General features: G+C 75.1%; 18 protein-coding genes and 3 tRNA genes. 9 read left to right on the top strand and 12 right to left on the bottom strand.

Annotated elements, in window-relative coordinates:
• Window positions 1-3 precede the first annotated feature (3 nt).
• From ACFVN3_RS19095 to ACFVN3_RS19085, 3 genes are all read left to right on the top strand, one after another.
• Window positions 4-969, top strand: a complete 966-nt coding sequence (locus ACFVN3_RS19095; RefSeq protein ID WP_378234562.1) for a hypothetical protein — start codon at window positions 4-6, stop codon at window positions 967-969.
• On the top strand, window positions 956-1,357 hold the full coding sequence (locus ACFVN3_RS19090; protein ID WP_378234561.1) for a GntR family transcriptional regulator: 402 nt from the start codon (window positions 956-958) through the stop codon (window positions 1,355-1,357). The genes ACFVN3_RS19095 and ACFVN3_RS19090 overlap by 14 nt, the downstream gene beginning before the upstream one ends.
• A gap of 262 nt (window positions 1,358-1,619) precedes the next feature.
• Window positions 1,620-2,612: a peptidoglycan-binding protein gene (locus tag ACFVN3_RS19085; protein ID WP_378234560.1), complete on the top strand. Its 993-nt coding sequence runs from the start codon at window positions 1,620-1,622 to the stop codon at window positions 2,610-2,612.
• 82 nt (window positions 2,613-2,694) lie between these two features.
• On the opposite strand, the gene ACFVN3_RS19080 is transcribed toward ACFVN3_RS19085, so the two are convergent.
• The 3 genes from ACFVN3_RS19080 to ACFVN3_RS19070 all read right to left on the bottom strand — a co-directional run bounded on the left by ACFVN3_RS19080 (window position 2,695) and on the right by ACFVN3_RS19070 (window position 7,010).
• Window positions 2,695-3,963: a UDP-N-acetylmuramate dehydrogenase gene (locus ACFVN3_RS19080; protein ID WP_378234578.1), complete on the bottom strand. Its 1,269-nt coding sequence runs from the start codon at window positions 3,961-3,963 to the stop codon at window positions 2,695-2,697.
• A gap of 78 nt (window positions 3,964-4,041) precedes the next feature.
• A complete protein-coding gene (locus ACFVN3_RS19075; RefSeq protein ID WP_378234559.1) occupies window positions 4,042-5,349 on the bottom strand; it encodes an MFS transporter in 1,308 nt (435 codons plus the stop codon).
• Window positions 5,346-7,010 (bottom strand): MFS transporter, encoded by a 1,665-nt coding sequence (locus ACFVN3_RS19070; protein WP_378234558.1) that lies wholly within the window; start codon window positions 7,008-7,010, stop codon window positions 5,346-5,348. Before ACFVN3_RS19070 ends, ACFVN3_RS19075 begins: the two co-directional genes overlap by 4 nt.
• 72 nt (window positions 7,011-7,082) lie before the next feature.
• Between ACFVN3_RS19070 and ACFVN3_RS19065 the strand changes: the two genes are divergently transcribed.
• A complete protein-coding gene (locus tag ACFVN3_RS19065) occupies window positions 7,083-8,222 on the top strand; it encodes a LacI family DNA-binding transcriptional regulator (protein WP_378234557.1) in 1,140 nt (379 codons plus the stop codon).
• Between the two features lie 20 nt (window positions 8,223-8,242).
• Here ACFVN3_RS19065 and ACFVN3_RS19060 read toward each other — a convergent pair whose 3' ends face one another.
• The gene (locus ACFVN3_RS19060; protein ID WP_378234556.1) at window positions 8,243-9,778 is read right to left on the bottom strand and encodes a Tat pathway signal sequence domain protein; all 1,536 of its coding nucleotides are present in this window, start codon (window positions 9,776-9,778) and stop codon (window positions 8,243-8,245) included.
• Window positions 9,779-9,937: 159 nt separating this feature from the next.
• Here ACFVN3_RS19060 and ACFVN3_RS19055 point away from each other — a divergent pair, with 159 nt between their 5' ends.
• Window positions 9,938-10,564 carry a SigE family RNA polymerase sigma factor gene (locus ACFVN3_RS19055; protein ID WP_378234555.1) on the top strand — a complete coding sequence of 209 codons (627 nt, stop codon included), beginning with the start codon at window positions 9,938-9,940 and terminating at the stop codon, window positions 10,562-10,564.
• Window positions 10,561-11,550 carry a hypothetical protein gene (locus ACFVN3_RS19050; protein ID WP_378234554.1) on the top strand — a complete coding sequence of 330 codons (990 nt, stop codon included), beginning with the start codon at window positions 10,561-10,563 and terminating at the stop codon, window positions 11,548-11,550. The genes ACFVN3_RS19055 and ACFVN3_RS19050 overlap by 4 nt, the downstream gene beginning before the upstream one ends.
• Before the next feature lie 97 nt (window positions 11,551-11,647).
• Here the strand turns inward: ACFVN3_RS19050 and ACFVN3_RS19045 are convergent, their stop codons facing one another.
• The 6 genes from ACFVN3_RS19045 to ACFVN3_RS19020 form a co-directional block, all read right to left on the bottom strand.
• The gene (locus ACFVN3_RS19045) at window positions 11,648-12,082 is read right to left on the bottom strand and encodes a MaoC family dehydratase (RefSeq protein ID WP_378234553.1); all 435 of its coding nucleotides are present in this window, start codon (window positions 12,080-12,082) and stop codon (window positions 11,648-11,650) included.
• Complete coding sequence (locus ACFVN3_RS19040; RefSeq protein WP_378234552.1) at window positions 12,079-12,540, bottom strand: MaoC family dehydratase N-terminal domain-containing protein; 462 nt, start codon at window positions 12,538-12,540, stop codon at window positions 12,079-12,081. Before ACFVN3_RS19040 ends, ACFVN3_RS19045 begins: the two co-directional genes overlap by 4 nt.
• Window positions 12,541-12,568: 28 nt before the next feature.
• On the bottom strand, window positions 12,569-12,739 hold the full coding sequence (rpmG, locus tag ACFVN3_RS19035; RefSeq protein WP_021482899.1) for a 50S ribosomal protein L33: 171 nt from the start codon (window positions 12,737-12,739) through the stop codon (window positions 12,569-12,571).
• An 86-nt stretch (window positions 12,740-12,825) separates the two neighbouring features.
• A tRNA-Met gene (locus ACFVN3_RS19030) sits at window positions 12,826-12,902 on the bottom strand.
• Window positions 12,903-12,964: 62 nt separating this feature from the next.
• Window positions 12,965-13,037, bottom strand: a tRNA-Thr gene (locus tag ACFVN3_RS19025).
• Window positions 13,038-13,244: 207 nt separating this feature from the next.
• Window positions 13,245-13,326, bottom strand: a tRNA-Tyr gene (locus tag ACFVN3_RS19020).
• A 142-nt stretch (window positions 13,327-13,468) separates the two neighbouring features.
• On the opposite strand from ACFVN3_RS19020, the gene rarD reads away from it, so the two are divergent.
• From rarD to ACFVN3_RS19005, 3 genes are read left to right on the top strand one after another with little or no spacing between them, the layout of a single operon-like run.
• Complete coding sequence (gene rarD / locus ACFVN3_RS19015) at window positions 13,469-14,494, top strand: EamA family transporter RarD (protein ID WP_378234551.1); 1,026 nt, start codon at window positions 13,469-13,471, stop codon at window positions 14,492-14,494.
• A gap of 57 nt (window positions 14,495-14,551) precedes the next feature.
• On the top strand, window positions 14,552-15,046 hold the full coding sequence (locus ACFVN3_RS19010) for a YajQ family cyclic di-GMP-binding protein (RefSeq protein WP_378219565.1): 495 nt from the start codon (window positions 14,552-14,554) through the stop codon (window positions 15,044-15,046).
• A gap of 14 nt (window positions 15,047-15,060) precedes the next feature.
• A complete protein-coding gene (locus ACFVN3_RS19005; protein ID WP_378234577.1) occupies window positions 15,061-16,020 on the top strand; it encodes an HAD family hydrolase in 960 nt (319 codons plus the stop codon).
• Here the strand turns inward: ACFVN3_RS19005 and ACFVN3_RS19000 are convergent.
• Window positions 15,992-16,378 (bottom strand): hypothetical protein, encoded by a 387-nt coding sequence (locus ACFVN3_RS19000; RefSeq protein WP_378234549.1) that lies wholly within the window; start codon window positions 16,376-16,378, stop codon window positions 15,992-15,994. The genes ACFVN3_RS19005 and ACFVN3_RS19000 overlap by 29 nt on opposite strands.
• Before the next feature lie 87 nt (window positions 16,379-16,465).
• Entirely contained in the window at window positions 16,466-17,350 is an 885-nt protein-coding gene (htpX, locus tag ACFVN3_RS18995) for a zinc metalloprotease HtpX (protein ID WP_378234547.1), read from the bottom strand.
• Between the last annotated feature and the right edge of the window lie 7 nt (window positions 17,351-17,357).

The raw sequence follows: 17,357 nt of genomic DNA, 5'->3' as shown, positions 1-17,357 counted from the left end.
CAAATGTCGTCCGAGCCGCAGGGCATCGACCTGTTCCTCCCGGCGGGCTACGACCTGCTGTGGAGCGGCGCCGTGCTCGCCGTGCTCGTGGGGCTCGGCGTCGCCGTCGTGCTGGTCGTCCGGGCGGCGACGCGCGCGCCCGAGCCCTCGCTCCACGGGCTCACCCAGGAGGACCCCGTGCGCCGCGCCGCGCGCCGGCACGCGACCACGGTGAGCGCCGCCGCGGTCACGGCGGCGCTCCTCGTCGGCGCGGGCGTCGCCCAGGCCGCCGCGACGGCCGTCGGCGGTCTCGCCGAGGGCGTGCTCGTGGGGCTCTCCCCCGCGGTCGTCGGGCTCACGTTCCTCGGCGCGCACGCGGTCGGGGAACGCACCTGGCCCCGGCAGCGGACCGCCGTCCGCGCGGCCACGCTGCGGCCGCGGACCGTCGACGACGTCGCACCCCGGGGCCTGCGTCGCCTCGCCTGGTCGCTCGCGGTGCTCGTCGTGCTGCTCGCGGTGGTCGGGGCGCTCACGGCGGGCGACGACGGGCGGTCCGTCACGCGCGTCGCGGGCGACACCACCTCGACCGCGAGCCCCTACCCCGGCGCGTTCTACGGCGTGTGGCTCGCGCTCGCGGCCGTGCTGGTCGTCGCGGGTGCCGAGGGCGTGCTGCGCCTCGTCGCACGCCGCCCGGCGGTCGCGCAGGTCGACGAGGCGTGGGACGTCGCCCTGCGCCGCTCGTCGGCGCACCGGGTCCTGCGGGGCGCGCAGCTCGCGCTCGGGCTGACGTCCGCGGGGATGCTCGGCGTCGGCGCGAACGCCGCGGCGCGGGTGGGGTACCCGGGGGCGGTCGTCCTGGTGGTCGTCGCTGTCGGGCTCGCGCTGGCGACGATCGCGGTCGTCGTGCGGGCCGCCCCGGACCCGGACGCGTGGGCGGACGAGCACGCGAGCGCGCCGACCGTGGCGGGGCGCGGCCATGCCGCCGGCTGAGCTGCGCGTCGAGATCGACCTGAGGTCGGGTCTCGCGCCGTACGAGCAGATCCGCCGCCAGGTCGTCGCGCACGTCGCCGCGGGGCGCCTCCGGGTGGGCGACCGGCTGCCGACGATCCGCGCCCTCGCCACCGACCTCGGGCTCGCGCCGGGCACCGTGGCGCGCGCGTACCGCGAGCTCGAGGCGGCTGGCGTCGTCACGACGCGGCGCCGCGCCGGGACCGTCGTGTCCGACGGAGTCTCCCCCACCGACGTCGCCGCGCGCCACGCGGCGCACGAGCTCGTCCGCGCCGGCCGCGAGGCGGGGCTGTCCGACGACGCGATCCTCGACGTCGTGCGCGGGGCGCTGCTCGACGAGCCGCCGGCTACCGGTCCGGCCCCGCGCTGAGGCTCGCGCCCCGCGCGACCGGGGCCCGCGACCCGTGCTCGGTCGTGACCGAGCCGGCACCCGACGTTCCGAGGCAGCCGAGCGTCCAGACGTACGACGAGGTGACGAACGGGTGCGGTCGTGTCACGACCGGGTCACGATCCGGCGACTGGCGCCGACGCGGACCATCCGCGACCAGGTCGGGGCGCATGATGGTCTCCGCGGCGGAGGCCGCGGACGCACGAAGGGGGAACAGGTGGAGGACGGGGCTTCGAGGGCCGGCGTGCGGACACGCGCGACGACGGGGACGTGCACGACCGCTGCGACGAGCGCGACGGCGTCGGACGTCGCGACGGCGGCCCGGACGCAGGGTCAGGGCGCGCTCCGGCGCGGTGCGCGGGCGGCGTCGCGCGCCGTCGTGACCGTACTGGCCGCGACGCTCGTGCTCGCGGGCTGCCAGGCCGGGCTGCCCGACCTCGAGCCGGGCCGGACGCCGTCGGCCACCGCGGACGGACCCGCGACGACGGAGCCGGTGAGCCCGAGCCCGACGGAGACCGCTCCCGAGCCCACGGAGACGCCGGCGGCCGAGCCGACGCCCACCGAGGCGCCCGCCCCCGAGCCGACCACGCCCCCGCCGCCCGCGCCGGAGCCGACCCCCGAGCCGCCGCCCGCACCGGTCGAGCTGGCCCGCGGCGCGACCGGCGAGCGCGTCGTCGCGCTCCAGCAGCGCCTCGCCGACCTCGGCTACTTCATCGGCTCGCCCGACGGCGACTTCGGCGGCGGCACCCAGCAGGCCGTGTGGGCGCTCCAGAAGGCCGCGGGGCTCTCGCGCGACGGGGTGGTGGGCCCCGCGACGCAGGCCGCGCTCGACGAGGGCGTCACCCCGCAGCCGCGCAGCGGGTCGGGCAAGGTCATCGAGATCGACCTGGACCGCCAGCTCCTGCTCGCCGTCGAGGACGGCCGGGTGGTCACGGTGGTCAACGCGTCGTCGGGCAACGGCGAGTCGTACGAGGCGAAGGGCCGGACCTACCGTGCGGGCACGCCGCGCGGCGAGTTCCACGTGGGCCGGCAGGTCGACGGCAACCACTCGTCGAGCCTCGAGCTCGGCGACATGTGGCGCCCCAAGTTCTTCACGGGCGGCATCGCGGTGCACGGCTCGGGCTCGATCCCGCCGTGGCCCGCGTCCCACGGCTGCGTGCGCGTCGCGAACTCCGCGATGAACTGGCTCTGGGACTCCTGGCACGCCGACCCGGGCACGACGGTCCTCGTCTACTGACTCCCGCCCCGCGCTGAGTGCATGAAATAGTCGCGCCGGCATGGCCCGGACGTGACTATTTCATGCACTCAGCGCGGGAAGGTCAGAGGGAGACCCCGACGAGGACGGGCTCCGGGACGAGCTCGACGCCGAACGCGTCGAGCACGCCGTCGCGGACCGCGCGCGCGAGCTCGACGAGGTCCTCCGCTCCCGCGCCGCCACGGTTGGTCAGTGCCAGGCTGTGCTTGGTCGACAGCCGCGCGAGGCTCGACGGGCCGTGGACACCGAAGCCCTTGGTGAAGCCCGCGTGCTCGATGAGCCACGCCGCGGACGTCTTGACGAGCGTCGGGTCGATCTCGCCCAGGCTCGGGCCGGTCGTGCGGGACGGCGTCGCGGAGCGCACCGGGTAGCGCGGTGCCTCTGCCGGGAGCAGGTCGGCCTGGTCGGCCGGGACGACGGGGTTGGTGAAGAACGACCCGGCGCTCCAGCGGTCGTGGTCCGGGCCCGCCTCCCCCGACGCGCCCTCCCCCGCCGCCACGGGCACGACGTCCGGGCCGACACCGTCGAGCAGCATGCCCTTGCGGGCCCGGAGCGCGAGCACGGCGTCGCGCACGTCCGCGCTCGGCGCCCGGTCGCCGACCTGCACGCCGAGCGTCCGGGCGAGCTCCGGGTAGGCGACCGGGGCGGACAGCGAGCCGAGACGGGACTGGAAGCCGACGTCGAGGACGACGTAGCGCGGCGACGGGTACCACGGGCCGTCGGTCCCGGCCCCCTCGGCGTCCCGGTCCCCCGCAGCCGGGTCCACCGTCACGTGCATGCTCCGCTTGAGCAACGACGTGCGGTACCCGAACGCGAGCTCGCCCAGCGCGAGCGTGCGCACGCGCGACCGCTCCCGGTCCCAGACCCGCACGGTCGAGATGACGCCCGCGACCTCCTGCCCGTACGCGCCGATGTTCTGGACGGGTGCGGCGCCGACCGTGCCGGGGATGCCGGAGAGCGCCTCGACGCCGACCCACTCCTCCGCGACCGCGCGCGCCACGAGCTCGTCCCAGTCCTGCCCGGCCGGCGCGTGGAAGCTCGCACCGCCGCACGAGTCCTCGGCGTCCACGGTGATCCCGCGCCGCAGGTCACGCACGACGACGCCGCCGAAGCCCTCGTCCCCGACGAGCAGGTTCGACCCGCCGCCGATCACGAGCAGCGGCTCGCCGACCTCGTCCGCCGCGCGCACGGTGTCCACGAGCTCGGCCTCGCTGTGCGCCTCGACGTACCGGTCCGCGGGGCCGCCCACGCGCAGCGTCGTCAGCTCCGCCAGGGACGGCGCGCCGACGGCGTCGGGACGCAGTCCCGGCGCGGTCCGGACGATCTCGGGCAGGTCGCGGTCGACGGGGGCAGCGGGTTCGCACGTCACCGCCCCAGCGTAGTTCGCCCCCGCCCGGGCTCGTGGACCGGGTCAGCGGTGGGGGGTCTCCCCGGTGCGCTGGGCCGCCTGCTGGCCGGCGGAGCCGGCGGCGGTAGGGAGAGGGCGGGTGGCGCCGACGACGAGCAGGCCGACGACGACCGGGATCGCGATCACGAGGAGCGCGGCGCGGTAGCCGACGTGCTCGGCGAGGAACCCGATGAGCGGCGGGCCCATGAAGAACGCGGAGTAGCCGATGGTCGCGACGACGCTCACGCGCACGGCGGCGCGCGCCGGGTCGTCGGAGGCCGCGCTCATCCCGACGGGGAACCCGAGCGCCGCACCCATGCCCCACGCGACCACGCCGAGCAGCGCGAGCCAGATGCTCGGCGAGAGCGTGAAGAGGAGCAGGCCGACGAGCGCGAGGGCCGCACCGAGCCGCAGCACGGTGACGCGGCCGTACCGGTCGAGCAGGCCCGTGCCGAGCAGGCGCATCCCGGTCATGGCCGTGAGGAACACGGCGAGGCCGACGGCGCCCATGGCGTCGGAGGTCCCGAAGCCGTCGACGACGGCGAGGCTCACCCAGTCGTTCGCGGCACCCTCGGTGAGCGCGGCGGCGAGGACGACGAGCCCGATGAGGAGCGTGCGGGGCTCGGTCCACGCGCTGAGCGCGCCGCGCGCGTTCTCCGACGCGGTGAGGGGCGCGCCGCTGCCCGCCGCGGCGGCCGGGTCCGACCCGGCGGCGTCCTCGGCCGCGTCGACGACGTGCTCCACCTGGCCGGCGGGCAGGAAGAACCGCACGCACCACAGGACGCCGAGGAGGCTCAGCACGACGGCGGCCGTGAGGTGCACCTGGACCGGGACGTGCAGCGCGGCCATGAGCGCCCCGACGCCCGCGCCCGCCATGGTGCCGAACGAGAAGCCGGCGTGGAAGCGGGGCATGATCGCCTTGCCGAGCCGCTGCTCGACGGCCGCGCCCTCGAGGTTCATCGCGGCGTCCCACACACCCGTGCCGATGCCGGCGAGGAAGAGCCCGGCGCGCACGACGACGTCCTCCCCCGTCGCCACGCCCGTGACGGCGGTGACGAGGCCGACGACGTTCGTCACGGCGAACAGCGTGACGGCCTTCGACGCGCCGAGCCGCTGGACGACCATGCCGGACAGCGGCAGCGCGAGCAGCGACCCGACCGCCATGAAGAGCAGCAGCAGACCCATCTGCGCCTCGGTGAACCCGAGCGAGTCGCGGACCGCGGGCAGCCGCGACGCCCAGGTCGCGAAGTTGAACCCGTTGAGGAAGAAGACCGCGAAGACGGCCCAGGTGGCGAGCGCGACGACGCGACGGTCGGTGCGGGCGGCGGTCATGCGGAGGTCTCCTCGCGGCGGTGCGACGGGCGGGTTCGGGGGCGGCGTGCGGAGGCACGGTGGGCGGAGGCGGACGCCCCGGTGCGGGCCGTCGCGCGGGGCCGGCGCGAGCGGCGGGGACGGCGCGCGTCGTCGACCCCGTCCGCGACGGCACCGGTCGCACCGTCCTGGTCGAGGTCGCCCGACCGGCCGGCGGCGTCCGCGGCGACCGCCGCGTCGGTCTCGGGTCCATCCTCCACCCCGGGGGCCACACCGTCGTCCGCACCCGCCACGGGACGCGGCGTGCGGGCCGCCAGCGCGGCCGGGGTGCGCAGGGGCGTGACCTGGCGTGCCAGGAGGACGCTGAGGACCATCGCGGCGACGATGAGCACGAGCGCGTGACGCGCGCCCATGGCCTCGGCGGCGAGCCCGAGCAGCGGCGGGGCCGCGAGGGACGCCATGGACGCGAAGGCGGACACGACGGACACTCGGCTCGCGGCGCGCAGCGGCTCGTCGGACGCGGCGGCGATGCCGACGGGCACCGCGAGCGCCGCGCCGAAGCCCCAGAGCACGACCCCGACGCCGGCGAGCTGGAGCGTCGGCGCGAACCCGAAGAGCAGCAGCCCGGCGATCGACGCGACGCCCGAGGCGCGGAGCACGGTGACGCGCCCGAAGCGGTCGATGAGGCGGGTGCCCGCGAGGCGCATGACCGTCATGGCCGCGACGAACGTGCCGAACACGACGGCGCCGATGGCCTCGGTCTGGGCGAACCCGTCGACGACGGCGAGGGAGAGCCAGTCGTTGGCCGACCCCTCGGACAGCGCGGCGGAGAGGATGACGAGGCCGATGAGCAGCGTGCGCGGCTCGCGCCACGCCGAGAGCGCCGCACCGAGCCGGGCGCCGCGGCGGGCGAGGCGGGCGCGGAGCCCGGCGGTCTCGACGTCGACGACCGCGTCGCCGAGCGCCTCGACCGGTGCGGGGGTCGCGATGGGCGCGTCGGACGTCGCGGGAGCCCGCGACGGGAGCGTGTCGTGGACCGTCGCGGGGATCGCGGCGAGGCGCCAGACGGTCGCGACGGCGCCGGTGGCGACGAACTGCACGAGGACCGGTACCTGCGCGTGGGCGCACGCGGCACCGACGAGCGAGCCGACGACGGCACCGATCGAGAACGCCGCGTGGAACTGGGGCAGGATCGTGCGCCCGACCCGCCGTTCGATGCCCGCGCTCTCGACGTTCATCGGGACGTTGCCGAGCGAGAACGCCATGCCGTTGACGAAGATGCCCGCCGCGAGCAGGGTGACGGAGCCCGTCGCGGGGCCCAGGCCGAGCAGGAGGAACGCGACGCCGAACAGGACCGCGGAGACGCCGAACGCGACCCGCCCGCCGAAGCGCGTGACGAAGGGGCCGGCGGCGGTGACGGTCACGAGCGCGCCGACGGCGCCGGCGAGGAGCACGACGCCGAGGTCCGCGGGGGTGAGGCCGAGCGCGTCGCGCACCGAGGGGATGCGCGCGAGCCAGCTCGACATCATGACGCCGTTGAGCGCGAACACGCCGAGGAGGACCCAGCGCGCCCGGGCCAGGGCGCGGGGGTCGGACAGGTGGTCGGACGGAGACTGCGCAGCACCTCCTCGAATCGATTCGATCCGACGGACGAGAGTGCGCTTCGAATCGATTCGAGGCATGGTCACCAGTGTGCGGGTACGCTGGCCGCGCGTCAATCGAGAATCCCGCACGCGCGGGAGGCAGGGAGCGTGATGAGCGACACCCCCGGGAACCGGGAGCCCGCGGCCGCACCGTCGGCCCACCGCCCCACGCTCGCGAAGGTCGCCGAGCGAGCCGGCGTCTCCGTCTCGACGGCGTCGCTCGCCTTCTCCGGCGCGGGCCCGATCACCCCGGAGACGCGGGCGCGCGTGCTCGACGCCGCGAAGGAGCTCGGGTACACCGGGCCCAACCCGCTCGGCCGGCAGCTCCGGTCGGGCCGGTCGGGCGTGGTCGGCGTCGTCGTCGGCGACCAGCTCCGCCGCGCGTTCCGGGACCCCGTCGCCGTGCAGGTGCTCGACGGCCTCGTCTCGACGCTCGGCGAGAACGGCCTGGGCGTCCTGCTCATCCCCGGCATCCCGTCCGACGACCCGGCCCGCGCCGTCGACCCCCTCGTCGAGAGCGCGGCCATGGACGTCGCCGTCCTCGTGTGGGGCGTCGGGTCTGACGACGCGACGCTGGCCGCGCTCCAGCGCCGCGGCGTGCCGGTGGTCATCGGGGAGGGACGCGCGGTCGAGGGCACCCCGCTGGTCGCGATCCGCGACCGGGTCGGGACGGCCGACGCCGTGCGCCACCTCGTCGACCTCGGCCACACGCGCGTCGCGGAGGTCTCGCTCCCCCTCGACAGCTCCGACCGCAGCGGGCCGATCGACGCGGTGCGGCTCGCCCAGGTGGACCGCACGCCGACGGCCAACCGGCTCGCGGGCGTGCGCGACGTCGTCGAACCCGTCGCGAGCTGGGAGACCGAGGCGTCGCTCGTCGAGCACGGCCGCTCCGCCACGCTCGCCCTGCTGGGCAGCACCGCCGCGGACGGGACGATCGTTGCCACCGACCCGTCGACCCGGCCCACGGCGGTGATCGCCCACTCCGACCTGCTCGCCGCGGGCGCGCTCCTCGCCGCGCGCGAGCTCGGGCTCCGCGTGCCCGACGACGTCTCGGTCGCCGGGTTCGACGGGCTCGACCTGCCGTGGCTCGCCCCGGACGTCCTCACGAGCGTCCACCAGCCGCTCGCCCGCAAGGGCTCCGAGCTGGGCCTCGCCGTGATCCGGCAGCTCGCGGGCGACGCCCCGACGACGGTCGAGCTCGACGTCGAGCTGGTGGTGGGGACGACGACGGGCCCCGCCCCCACCACCTGACACCGGCCGCTCGGACCGGGTCAGCCCAGCCGGCCCGGCTGGAGCGGGTTCGCCCGCGCGGCCGCCATGAGGTACCAGGACGTCGCCCCGACGTGCTGCACCTGGAAGTACCCGAACCCGAACCCCGAGTCGAGCAGGCTCGACGCGGCGACGACGCCACCGCGATCCGGCAGCGCGGTGCCGCCGATCGTCTGGCCGGCCCCGACGCCCTCCTGCGCGCCCTGCACCTCGCGCAGCAGGCCCTCGGCGCGGACCCGGTCGTCGTCCCGCTCGCAGCCCCGGCGCCCCCGCCGCCGGTCGTCGCGGTTCCCGCGCCCTCGTGCCCCGCGGTCCGCGAGCGCCGACGCGAGCTGCGCCGTCCCCTCGAGCCACACCCCCTGCTGGTGCACCGGCAGGCCGTTGTACGACGCCGTGGACGTCAGGCTCGCGCTCGAGAACGTCACGCCCTCCACGACCGTCCCGGCCGGGAGCTGCGACACGCCCTCACCCGCGACGTCGCGGGCGGCCAGCGCGTCGTCCGCCCAGTCGAGCGCGCGGGCGTAGCGCCGCTCGCGCAGCGCGAGCCACCCCCACGTCTGCGGGTCGAGAGGGAGCGGAGCCCGGTTGATCTCGGTGCCGTCGTTCGTGCCGGTGTACAGGTAGCCCCCGTCGGGCTCCCACATGCGGTCGACGAACGCGCGCGCGTGCTCGGCGGCACGGCTCCAGCGCCGGTCGCGCGTCACGGACCCGAGCTGGCGGAAGAACGCGACGCAGTCGACGTTGTGCTCGGTCGAGCCGTTGGGGATCGGGGCGTTCGCGCCGTCCACGCCGAACGAGAACCCGCCGAGGGGCGCCTGCGACCACGTGTTCGCGACGATCCACTCGCCGATCCGCCGCGCGGCGTCCAGGTAGCGCCGCTCGCGCGTCACCACGTGCAGGTGCAGCAGCGCGATGCCCGGCCAGGCCATGTCGCCCACCGCCGTCCCGAGGAAGCCGAACTGCCACCCGACGTTCGCCGTGCCGTCCGGCAGCACGAGCCCGTGCTCCTGCGGCGTTCCGTCGTAGAAGGTGTACGGACCGACGTTGTACGCCTGGCGCAGACGGCCGTCGTCGTGGTCGGGGTCGTTCTCGAGGGCGAACACGAGGCCGTCGCCGAGTGCCCGCGCGCGGTCGAGGTAGCGCCGGCCGGCGGTGAGCGTCGCGAGCACCGCGAGGGCGTTGTCGTAGACGAACGCCGTGGAGAACAGGCCGAGCTGGTCGGCGTACGACTGGGCGAGCCGCGGGCCGGGGTTGACGTCGGGGTAGGCGTCGGTCGCCGCGGCGAGGAAGCCGTGGGCGCGCTGGACCGACGCCGCGCGGCCCCGCGCCGGGCCCCCGGTCCTCTGCCCGACGGCGCCCGTCGCGGCGGGCAGGGTCACGCCCGGTCGTGCTGCTGCCGGGGTCGCGGTGAGCCCGGCGAGCGCGAGCGCACCGCCGAGCGCGAGGACGGTGCGTCGGTCGAACCCCCGCGGGGGCACGGGCGTGGGGCTGTGGTCCCGAGGGTCGTGGGGTGCGGGTCGGCCACCGTGCTGGGTCATGAGCGTCTCCTTCGACGTCGTGAGGGGCGCGACCCACGCTAGTGGGAGCGTTCCCATGACGAAAGGGGGCGGGCCGTGGCGAACGATGTCGAATCGTGCGAGCCGGCCCCGCACGAGACTCAACCTTCCGGAGCCGTCGCGCGTGTGACAGTCATGACCGTGAACGCGATCGCCCTCTCGGCCGACGACGAACCCGACGAGAGCCCACCACCCGACGCCGTCCTCCCCGTGGTGCGGGTGGTCACGTCGCACGAGCTGGAGTTCAGCGACTTCATGGCGAGCGCCGCTCCCCGGCTCGCGCGCACCGCGTGGCTGCTGTGCGGTGACGAGCACCTGGCCGACGAGCTCGTCCAGCAGGCCCTGACCCGCACGTACCTGCACTGGCGCACGGCGCGCGAGCGCGACCCCTACGCCTACGCCCGCCGCACCCTGGCCAACCTGCGGGTCGACACGTGGCGCCGCCGACGACGGGAGGTGCTGGTCGCCCCGCCCGACCTCCCCGAGACGGCGAGCGACGCCCGGGCCGACCAGCACGCCGAGCGGGACGTCCTCGTCCGCGCGCTGGCGACGCTCACGGCCCGTCAGCGCCGGATCGTCGTGCTGCGCCACCTCGTCGGGCTGAGCGAGAGGGAGGTCGCCGACGACCTCGGCGTCTCCGTCGGCACCGTGAAGTCCACGGCCTCCCGCGGGCTGGCACAGCTCCGCTCGGTCCTCGGCGCCGCGGACTCGGACTCCCCCGCCCCGGGCCCCACCACCCGGCGCACCGACGCAAGGAGGCAGCGATGAGCGACACCCCGACGAGGACCGACGACGCGTTCGCGCGCTCCCTGCGCGAGCGGGTCGACGCCGTCGCACCCCGCATCGACGTCGACGTCACCCGGGTCGTCCCGGCGGCGCGCCGGGTCCGGCGACGTCGTCGTGCCGTCGTCGCGGGCGTGTGCGCCCTCGCCGTCGTGACGGGCGCCGGTACCTGGGCGGCACGGGAGCACGGTCTGCTGCGCACCGAGCCGCTGCTGCCCGCGACCGTCACGCCGTACGTCCCCGACGCGGGCGCACCGACGATCGACGGCGGCTGGCCCGACTCCCCGTACTGGCACGTGCGGTCGGAGTCGGCCGGCACGGACTCCACAGGAGCCGCATCGCACGAGGTCCGCGACACCTGGTACGGCAACGACCGGCCCGGCGTCGTCACGATCGAAGGCTCGCCCGAGGACGGCTTCTCGTTCGGGCCCCGAGGCTGGGGCGACCTCCTGATCGACGGCGAGCGCGTCACCGTCGGGTGGGACGGGCTCTACGCCCTCCCGACGGAGCCCCCGCAGCTCGAGCAGCTCCTGCGGGCGAGCGTCGAACCGGACCGCGGCGCGGGGTCGGACGACGACAAGGTGTTCGACATGGCCCGGTCCCTGCTCGTGGACAGCCCCGCGCCGCCCGCGCTGCGCGACGCGCTCTGGACCGTCATGACGGGTCTGCCGACGAGCACGCCGCTCGACGAGGTGACGGACTCCCTGGGCCGTACGGGCGAGGGGGTCCAGAGGTCCCTCCAGGGCCAGACGGACCGCCTCGTCTACGACCCGGTGGGGCACCGCGTGCTCGAGTCGTCGACCGAGCTCGACCCCGGCGTCCTCGAGGAGATGGAGGCACAGGGCCAGCTCGAGGGCGTGATCATGTCCGTCTCCGGACGGACCACGTACCTCGAGGAAGGCCCGGCCGACGGCACCCCGGTCGAGCCGTCGCTCGAGGACAGCGGGTGCGTCGCCTGGGAGACGTGCTGACGCGGACAGCACCCCACGACGACGAGGGCGCCGCACCCGGCCGGGTGCGGCGCCCTCGTCACGTCAGGAGCGCGTGGTCGCCGAGGGCGACCGCGGTTCAGAGGCGGACGACCGCCTGCGTCTTGCCGAGCACGCGCGCGCCCTCGAACGTGACCGTGAGGTCGACGCGGACGGTGCCGGCGTCGACGTCAACCACGCCGACGGTCCCGGTGACCTCGAGCGTCGCGACGCCGGGGTTCGGCACGGGCACGGGGCGCGTGAAGCGCGTCTGGTAGTCGACGACGGCGCCCGGGTCGCCGGCCCAGTCCTCGACCAGCGCGACGGCGGCGCCCATGGTGAACATGCCGTGTGCGATGACGCCGGGCAGGCCGACCTCGGCAGCGAAGGCGTCGTTCCAGTGGATGGGGTTGAAGTCGCCGCTCGCGCCGGCGTAGCGGACGAGGCGCGCGCGGTCGACCTCGACCGTGCGCGTGCCGATCACGTCACCGACCGAGAGGTCGGTGAGGACGGGGCGGACGACGTCGGTGCTCATGCACCCTCCCCGCGGACGGCGAGGGTGGACGTGACGGTCGAGACCGACTCGGTGCCGCCGTCGGGCAGGACCGCGGCGATCTCGCAGCGCGTGGTGACCATCGCGAGGCCGGCCCGCTCGACGATCGAGTCCACGTGCAGCACGGTCACGAGCTCGTCGCCCGCGACGATCGGCCGGTGGTGCGTGAAGCGCTCGTCCGCGTGGACGACGCGCGAGAAGTCGATGCCCGCCTCGGGGTCCTCGATGAGCTGCCCCTCCGCCCGCTGGGCGACGACGACCGCGAAGGTCGGAGGTGCGACGAGGTCCGGATAGCCCGCACCCCGCGCCGCCACGAGGTCGTGGTGCACGGGGTGGGTGGCGCCGACGGCGCCGGAGAACTCCCGCAGTTTCTCGCGTCCCACCGAGTACGGCGCGTTGGCGGGGTACTCGCGGCCGACGTAGGCCAGGTTGACGCTCACTGCGGTGCGCGGGCGCGGAGCCGGAGGCTCAGCGGGTCTCGCGGTGCGCGGTGTGCTTGCCGCAGCGCGGGCAGAACTTCGCGAGCTCCAGGCGGTCCGGGTCGTTGCGACGGTTCTTCTTCGTGATGTAGTTGCGCTCCTTGCAGTCCACGCAGGCCAGCGTGATCTTGGGGCGAACGTCAGCGCTCTTGCTTGCCACGGTTGTGAGCCACCTCTCGCGCCTCCGGAGGGCGCATGTGCTGTGCAGGTCGCACGACGCCGGCCGCCGTACGAGGTTGTCGAAAGTGGTAGCGGAGGCGGGGATCGAACCCGCGACCTCACGATTATGAGTCGTGCGCTCTAACCATCTGAGCTACCCCGCCGCGTGACTGAACGCGAGGTCGTCTCGCCAGTATTCCAGCAAGACGACCCCGCGTCACCACAGAGCCCCGAAAGGGAATCGAACCCTTGACCTTCTCCTTACCATGGAGACGCTCTGCCGACTGAGCTATCGGGGCAGCGCGGAAAACTTTACACGGAACACGGCGTCGAACGAAATCGGCGCCGTTCCGCCGTTCCTGGGCCCTTCGGTACCGCCCACGCCGGGTCGTGCGCCGCCCGACGACACGGGGTCGCGCGGTGCGCCGGGAGACGTGGTGACGGCGGCAGGCCCTGGGGCAGACGACGACGGGGCGCCACCCGCAGGTGACGCCCCGTCGCTCCGGTGGCAGGTGAGGGATTCGAACCCCCGAAGGCTGAGCCGTCTGATTTACAGTCAGATCCCTTTGGCCGCTCGGGCAACCTGCCGTGTGGAGTTGTCGCTCGCCGGAACGGACTGCACGTGGTGCAGCCCCTGCCGTGCGGGCGAGCCAACGATACAGCCCCGTCGGACCAGGTGCGAAATCCGGGTCCCGACGTCCGTCCGCGCGTCCGTCCGTACAGTGGTCCGGTGACCCACCCCTCCCCCGCGCCGGACCACCTCCCCGGCACCGGGAACCCCGGCCCCGCGCCCACCGGCGCACCGTCGTCGCCTACCCCGGCCGCGCCGTCGGGCAGCCCGCGCGGCGCGCCTGCCCCGACCGACCGCTGGGGGCTCCTGCTCGGCGCCGGAGCGTTCTTCCTGTGGGGCGCGATGCCCCTCTACTTCCCGCTCCTGGAGCCGGCGGCGCCGCTCGAGATCATCGCGCACCGGGTCGTGTGGAGCCTGCTCTTCTGCCTCGTGCTCCTCGCCGCGACGCGCCAGCTCGGCGGGTTCGTCACCGCGCTGCGCACGCCGCGCACCCTCGGCGTCCTCGCCGTCGCTGCCGTCCTCATCGTCACCAACTGGACCGTGTACGTGTACGGCGTCCTCAGCGGCCACGTGCTGGACGCCGCGCTCGGGTACTTCATCAACCCCCTCGTCACCGTCCTGCTCGCCGTCGCGGTGCTGCGCGAGCGGCTGCGCCCCGCGCAGTGGGCGGCCGTCGGTATCGGCGCCGCCGCCGTCGTCGTCATCAGCACGGGCTCGGGCGGCCTGCCGTGGATCGCGCTCGTGCTCGCGGCGTCGTTCGGCCTGTACGGCCTCGTGAAGAACCGGGTCGGGCGCACGGTCGAGGCGCTCCCCGGGCTCGCCGTGGAGACCGCCGTGCTCACGCCGCTGGCCCTCGTGTACCTGGTGTGGCTCTCCGCCACGGGTGTCGGCACGTTCGGCGCCGAGGGCGTCGGCCACGCGCTCCTGCTGGCGTCCGCCGGGATCGTGACGGCCCTGCCCCTGCTCCTGTTCAGCGCCGCCGCGCGGCGCCTCCCGCTGAGCGTCGTGGGCCTCCTCCAGTACCTGGGCCCCGCGCTGCAGTTCCTGTTCGGACTCCTCGTCTTCCACGAGCCCATGTCACCGACCCGCTGGGCGGGCTTCGGGCTCGTCTGGCTCGCGCTCGTCGTGCTCTCGGTCGACGGGCTCCGCGCGGCCCGTGCGACGCGCCTCGCGAGCCGTCCCTGAGCCCGCTCGACTACGGTAAGACCCAGCACCCGTTCCCGGCCCAGAGAGGACCTACCCATGGCCGACTCCTCGTTCGACATCGTCAGCAAGGTCGACCGCCAGGAGGTCGACAACGCGCTCAACCAGGCCGCCAAGGAGGTCGCGCAGCGCTACGACTTCCGCAACGTCGGCGCCTCGATCGCCTGGAGCGGCGAGAGCATCCTCATGGTCGCGAACTCGGCCGAGCGCGTGCTCGCCATCCTCGACGTCCTCGAGACCAAGCTCGTCAAGCGCGGCATCTCCCTCAAGTCGCTCGACACGGGTGACAAGGAGCCCAAGGCGTCGGGCAAGGAGTACCGCCTCGCGGCCACCCTCAAGGAGGGCCTGTCGAGCGAGAACGCGAAGAAGATCACCAAGATCATCCGTGACGAGGCGCCCAAGGCCGTCAAGACGCAGATCACGGGCGACGAGGTCCGGGTGACGAGCAAGTCGCGCGACGACCTGCAGACCGTCATCGCGCTGCTCAAGGGCGCCGACCTCGACGTCGCGCTGCAGTTCACCAACTACCGGTAGCGCTCGCCGTGACCCTGCCCGACGGCGGCCCGCGCCCGGTCGCGCCGGGTCGTCCTGCCGCGTCGTCGAGCGCGCTCCCGCGCGTCGTCGCGACCGACCTCGACGGCACGCTCCTGCGGTCCGACGGGACCGTCTCGGAGCGCACGCGCGCCGCGCTGCGCGCCGCCGAGGACGTCGGGGTCGAGGTGGTGTTCGTCACGGCGCGCCCGCCGCGCTGGCTCGGCCAGCTCGCCGACGTGGTGGGCGGGCACGGGCACGTCATCTGCCTCGGCGGCGCGGCGGTGTGGGACCTGGCCACCGCGAGCCCGCTCGACGTGTGCGGCTTCACCGCGGACGAGGCCGCCGCGCTCGTCGCCGACCTGCGCGCCGCGGTGCCGGGCGTCGCGCTCGCGTTCGAGAGAGTCGACGGGCCGACGTTCGACCCGGGCTTCCGCTCCACCCCGGACGACGACGCGGACGTCGTCTCCGTCGTCGAGTCGACCCTCACCCCGCCCGGCACCCTGCCCGGGACCGGCCCCAGGCAGCCGGTCGGGAAGATCCTCGCGCGGGACCCCGGGGCGCCGGTCGACGACGCTCCCGCGACGCAGCCCGTCGTCGTCGCGGACGGGCAGACGACGGCGCAGGAGACGTTCTTCGCGCGCGTGCGCGAGGCGGTCGGCGACCGGGCTCACCTCGCCTACTCCGGGGCGGCGGGCCTCGCCGAGCTCCTCGCCCCGGCCGTGACGAAGGATGCCGCGCTCGCGCGCTGGTGCGCTCGGCTCGGCGTCGACGCCCACGACGTCTGGGCGTTCGGCGACATGCCGAACGACCTGCCGATGCTGCGCTGGGCGGGCCGCTCGTTCGCCGTCGCGAACGCGCACCCCGACGTCCTGGCCGCGGCGACAGACCGCACCGCGGCGAACGACGACGACGGAGTCGCTGCCGTCCTTCTCGACGCGCTGGGGGTCAGCGCGCCGGGCGCCTCCGCGCCGTGATCGCGAGCCCGACGTGGAGGGCGACCGCGGCGTACGCGGCGAGCAGGCCGAGCCACCCCTGCGCGAGCACCTGGTCGTCGAGGACGCGCCAGGTCCCGATGCCCGCCCCGATTGCGGTGAAGGTCCCCACGACGACGTAGAGCGCCGTCTCGCGCGCGACCGGACCCGGCGCGCGCCGCGTCAGTGCGAGACCGATCGCCGCCGCCAGGCACACGAGCCCGGACACGGTCACAGCCGTCACGACGTCGTCGACGATCCACCCCCGGCCGTGCCGCTGCCGCAGGACGAGCGTGGGCGCGCCGAGCGCGAGGAGCAGGAGGGCGAGGTCGCGCGCTAGATGCGTTCGGCGGCGGGGCACGAGGTCATCGTGCCACCTGCCCTGCACGTTAGGGCCGCACGTCGACCCGGCCTGGCACGCACCTGGCACGCCCCGCCCCGCGTCGCGTCAGTGGTACGTGATGCCGCCGTAGCCCGGGCCGTGACCGGCCATCGTCTCCAGCCGCTTGATGCGCTCCGCCATCGGGGGGTGGGTCGCGAACATCTTGGCGACGCCCGCGCCGCGGAACGGGTTCGCGATCATGAGGTGGGAGACGTCCACGAGGTCGCGGTTCTGCGGGAGCGGGGCCCGTTGGGTGCCGGCGTCGAGCTTGCGCAGCGCGGACGCGAGCGCGAGCGGGTCGCCGGTGAGCTTGGCGCCGTCCTCGTCGGCGTCGTACTCGCGCGTGCGGGAGATGGCGAGCTGGATGAGCATCGCCGCGACGGGCGCGAGCACGACCATCGCGATCGCCGCGAGCGGGTTGCCGCCGCGGTCGCGGTCGCCGCCGAAGATCAGCAGGAACTGCGCGAGCGACGTGATCACGCCGGCCAGGGCTCCCGCGACCGACGACGTGAGGATGTCGCGGTTGTACACGTGCATGAGCTCGTGCCCGAGCACCCCGCGCAGCTCGCGCTCGTCGAGGAGGCGCAGGATGCCCTCCGTGCAGCACACGGCCGCGTTCTTGGGGTTGCGGCCCGTCGCGAACGCGTTGGGCGCCTGCGTCGGCGAGACGTAGAGACGGGGCATCGGCTGGCGCGCCTCGGTCGAGAGCTCGCGCACGATCCGGTACATGGCGGGCTGCTCGAGCTCGCTCACGGGGCGCGCGTGCATCGCGCGGATCGCGATCTTGTCCGAGTTCCAGTACCCGTAGAACGTCGTCACGAGGCCGATGCCGACGAACAGCCACAGCAGGTTCGCCCGGGCGCCGAACAGCACCCAGAGGCCCAGGACGATGGCCCACATGACGCCGAACAGGCCGGCCGTCTTGAGACCGTTGAAGTGCTGACGCCCCACGCTGTGC

The organism is Cellulosimicrobium sp. NPDC057862 (assembly GCF_042797035.1).
In the GTDB taxonomy this organism is placed as follows: Bacteria; Actinomycetota; Actinomycetes; order Actinomycetales; family Cellulomonadaceae; genus Cellulosimicrobium.
The sequence above is the reverse complement of the archived record's forward strand: the minus strand, read 5'-3'. Positions and strand labels throughout refer to the sequence as shown.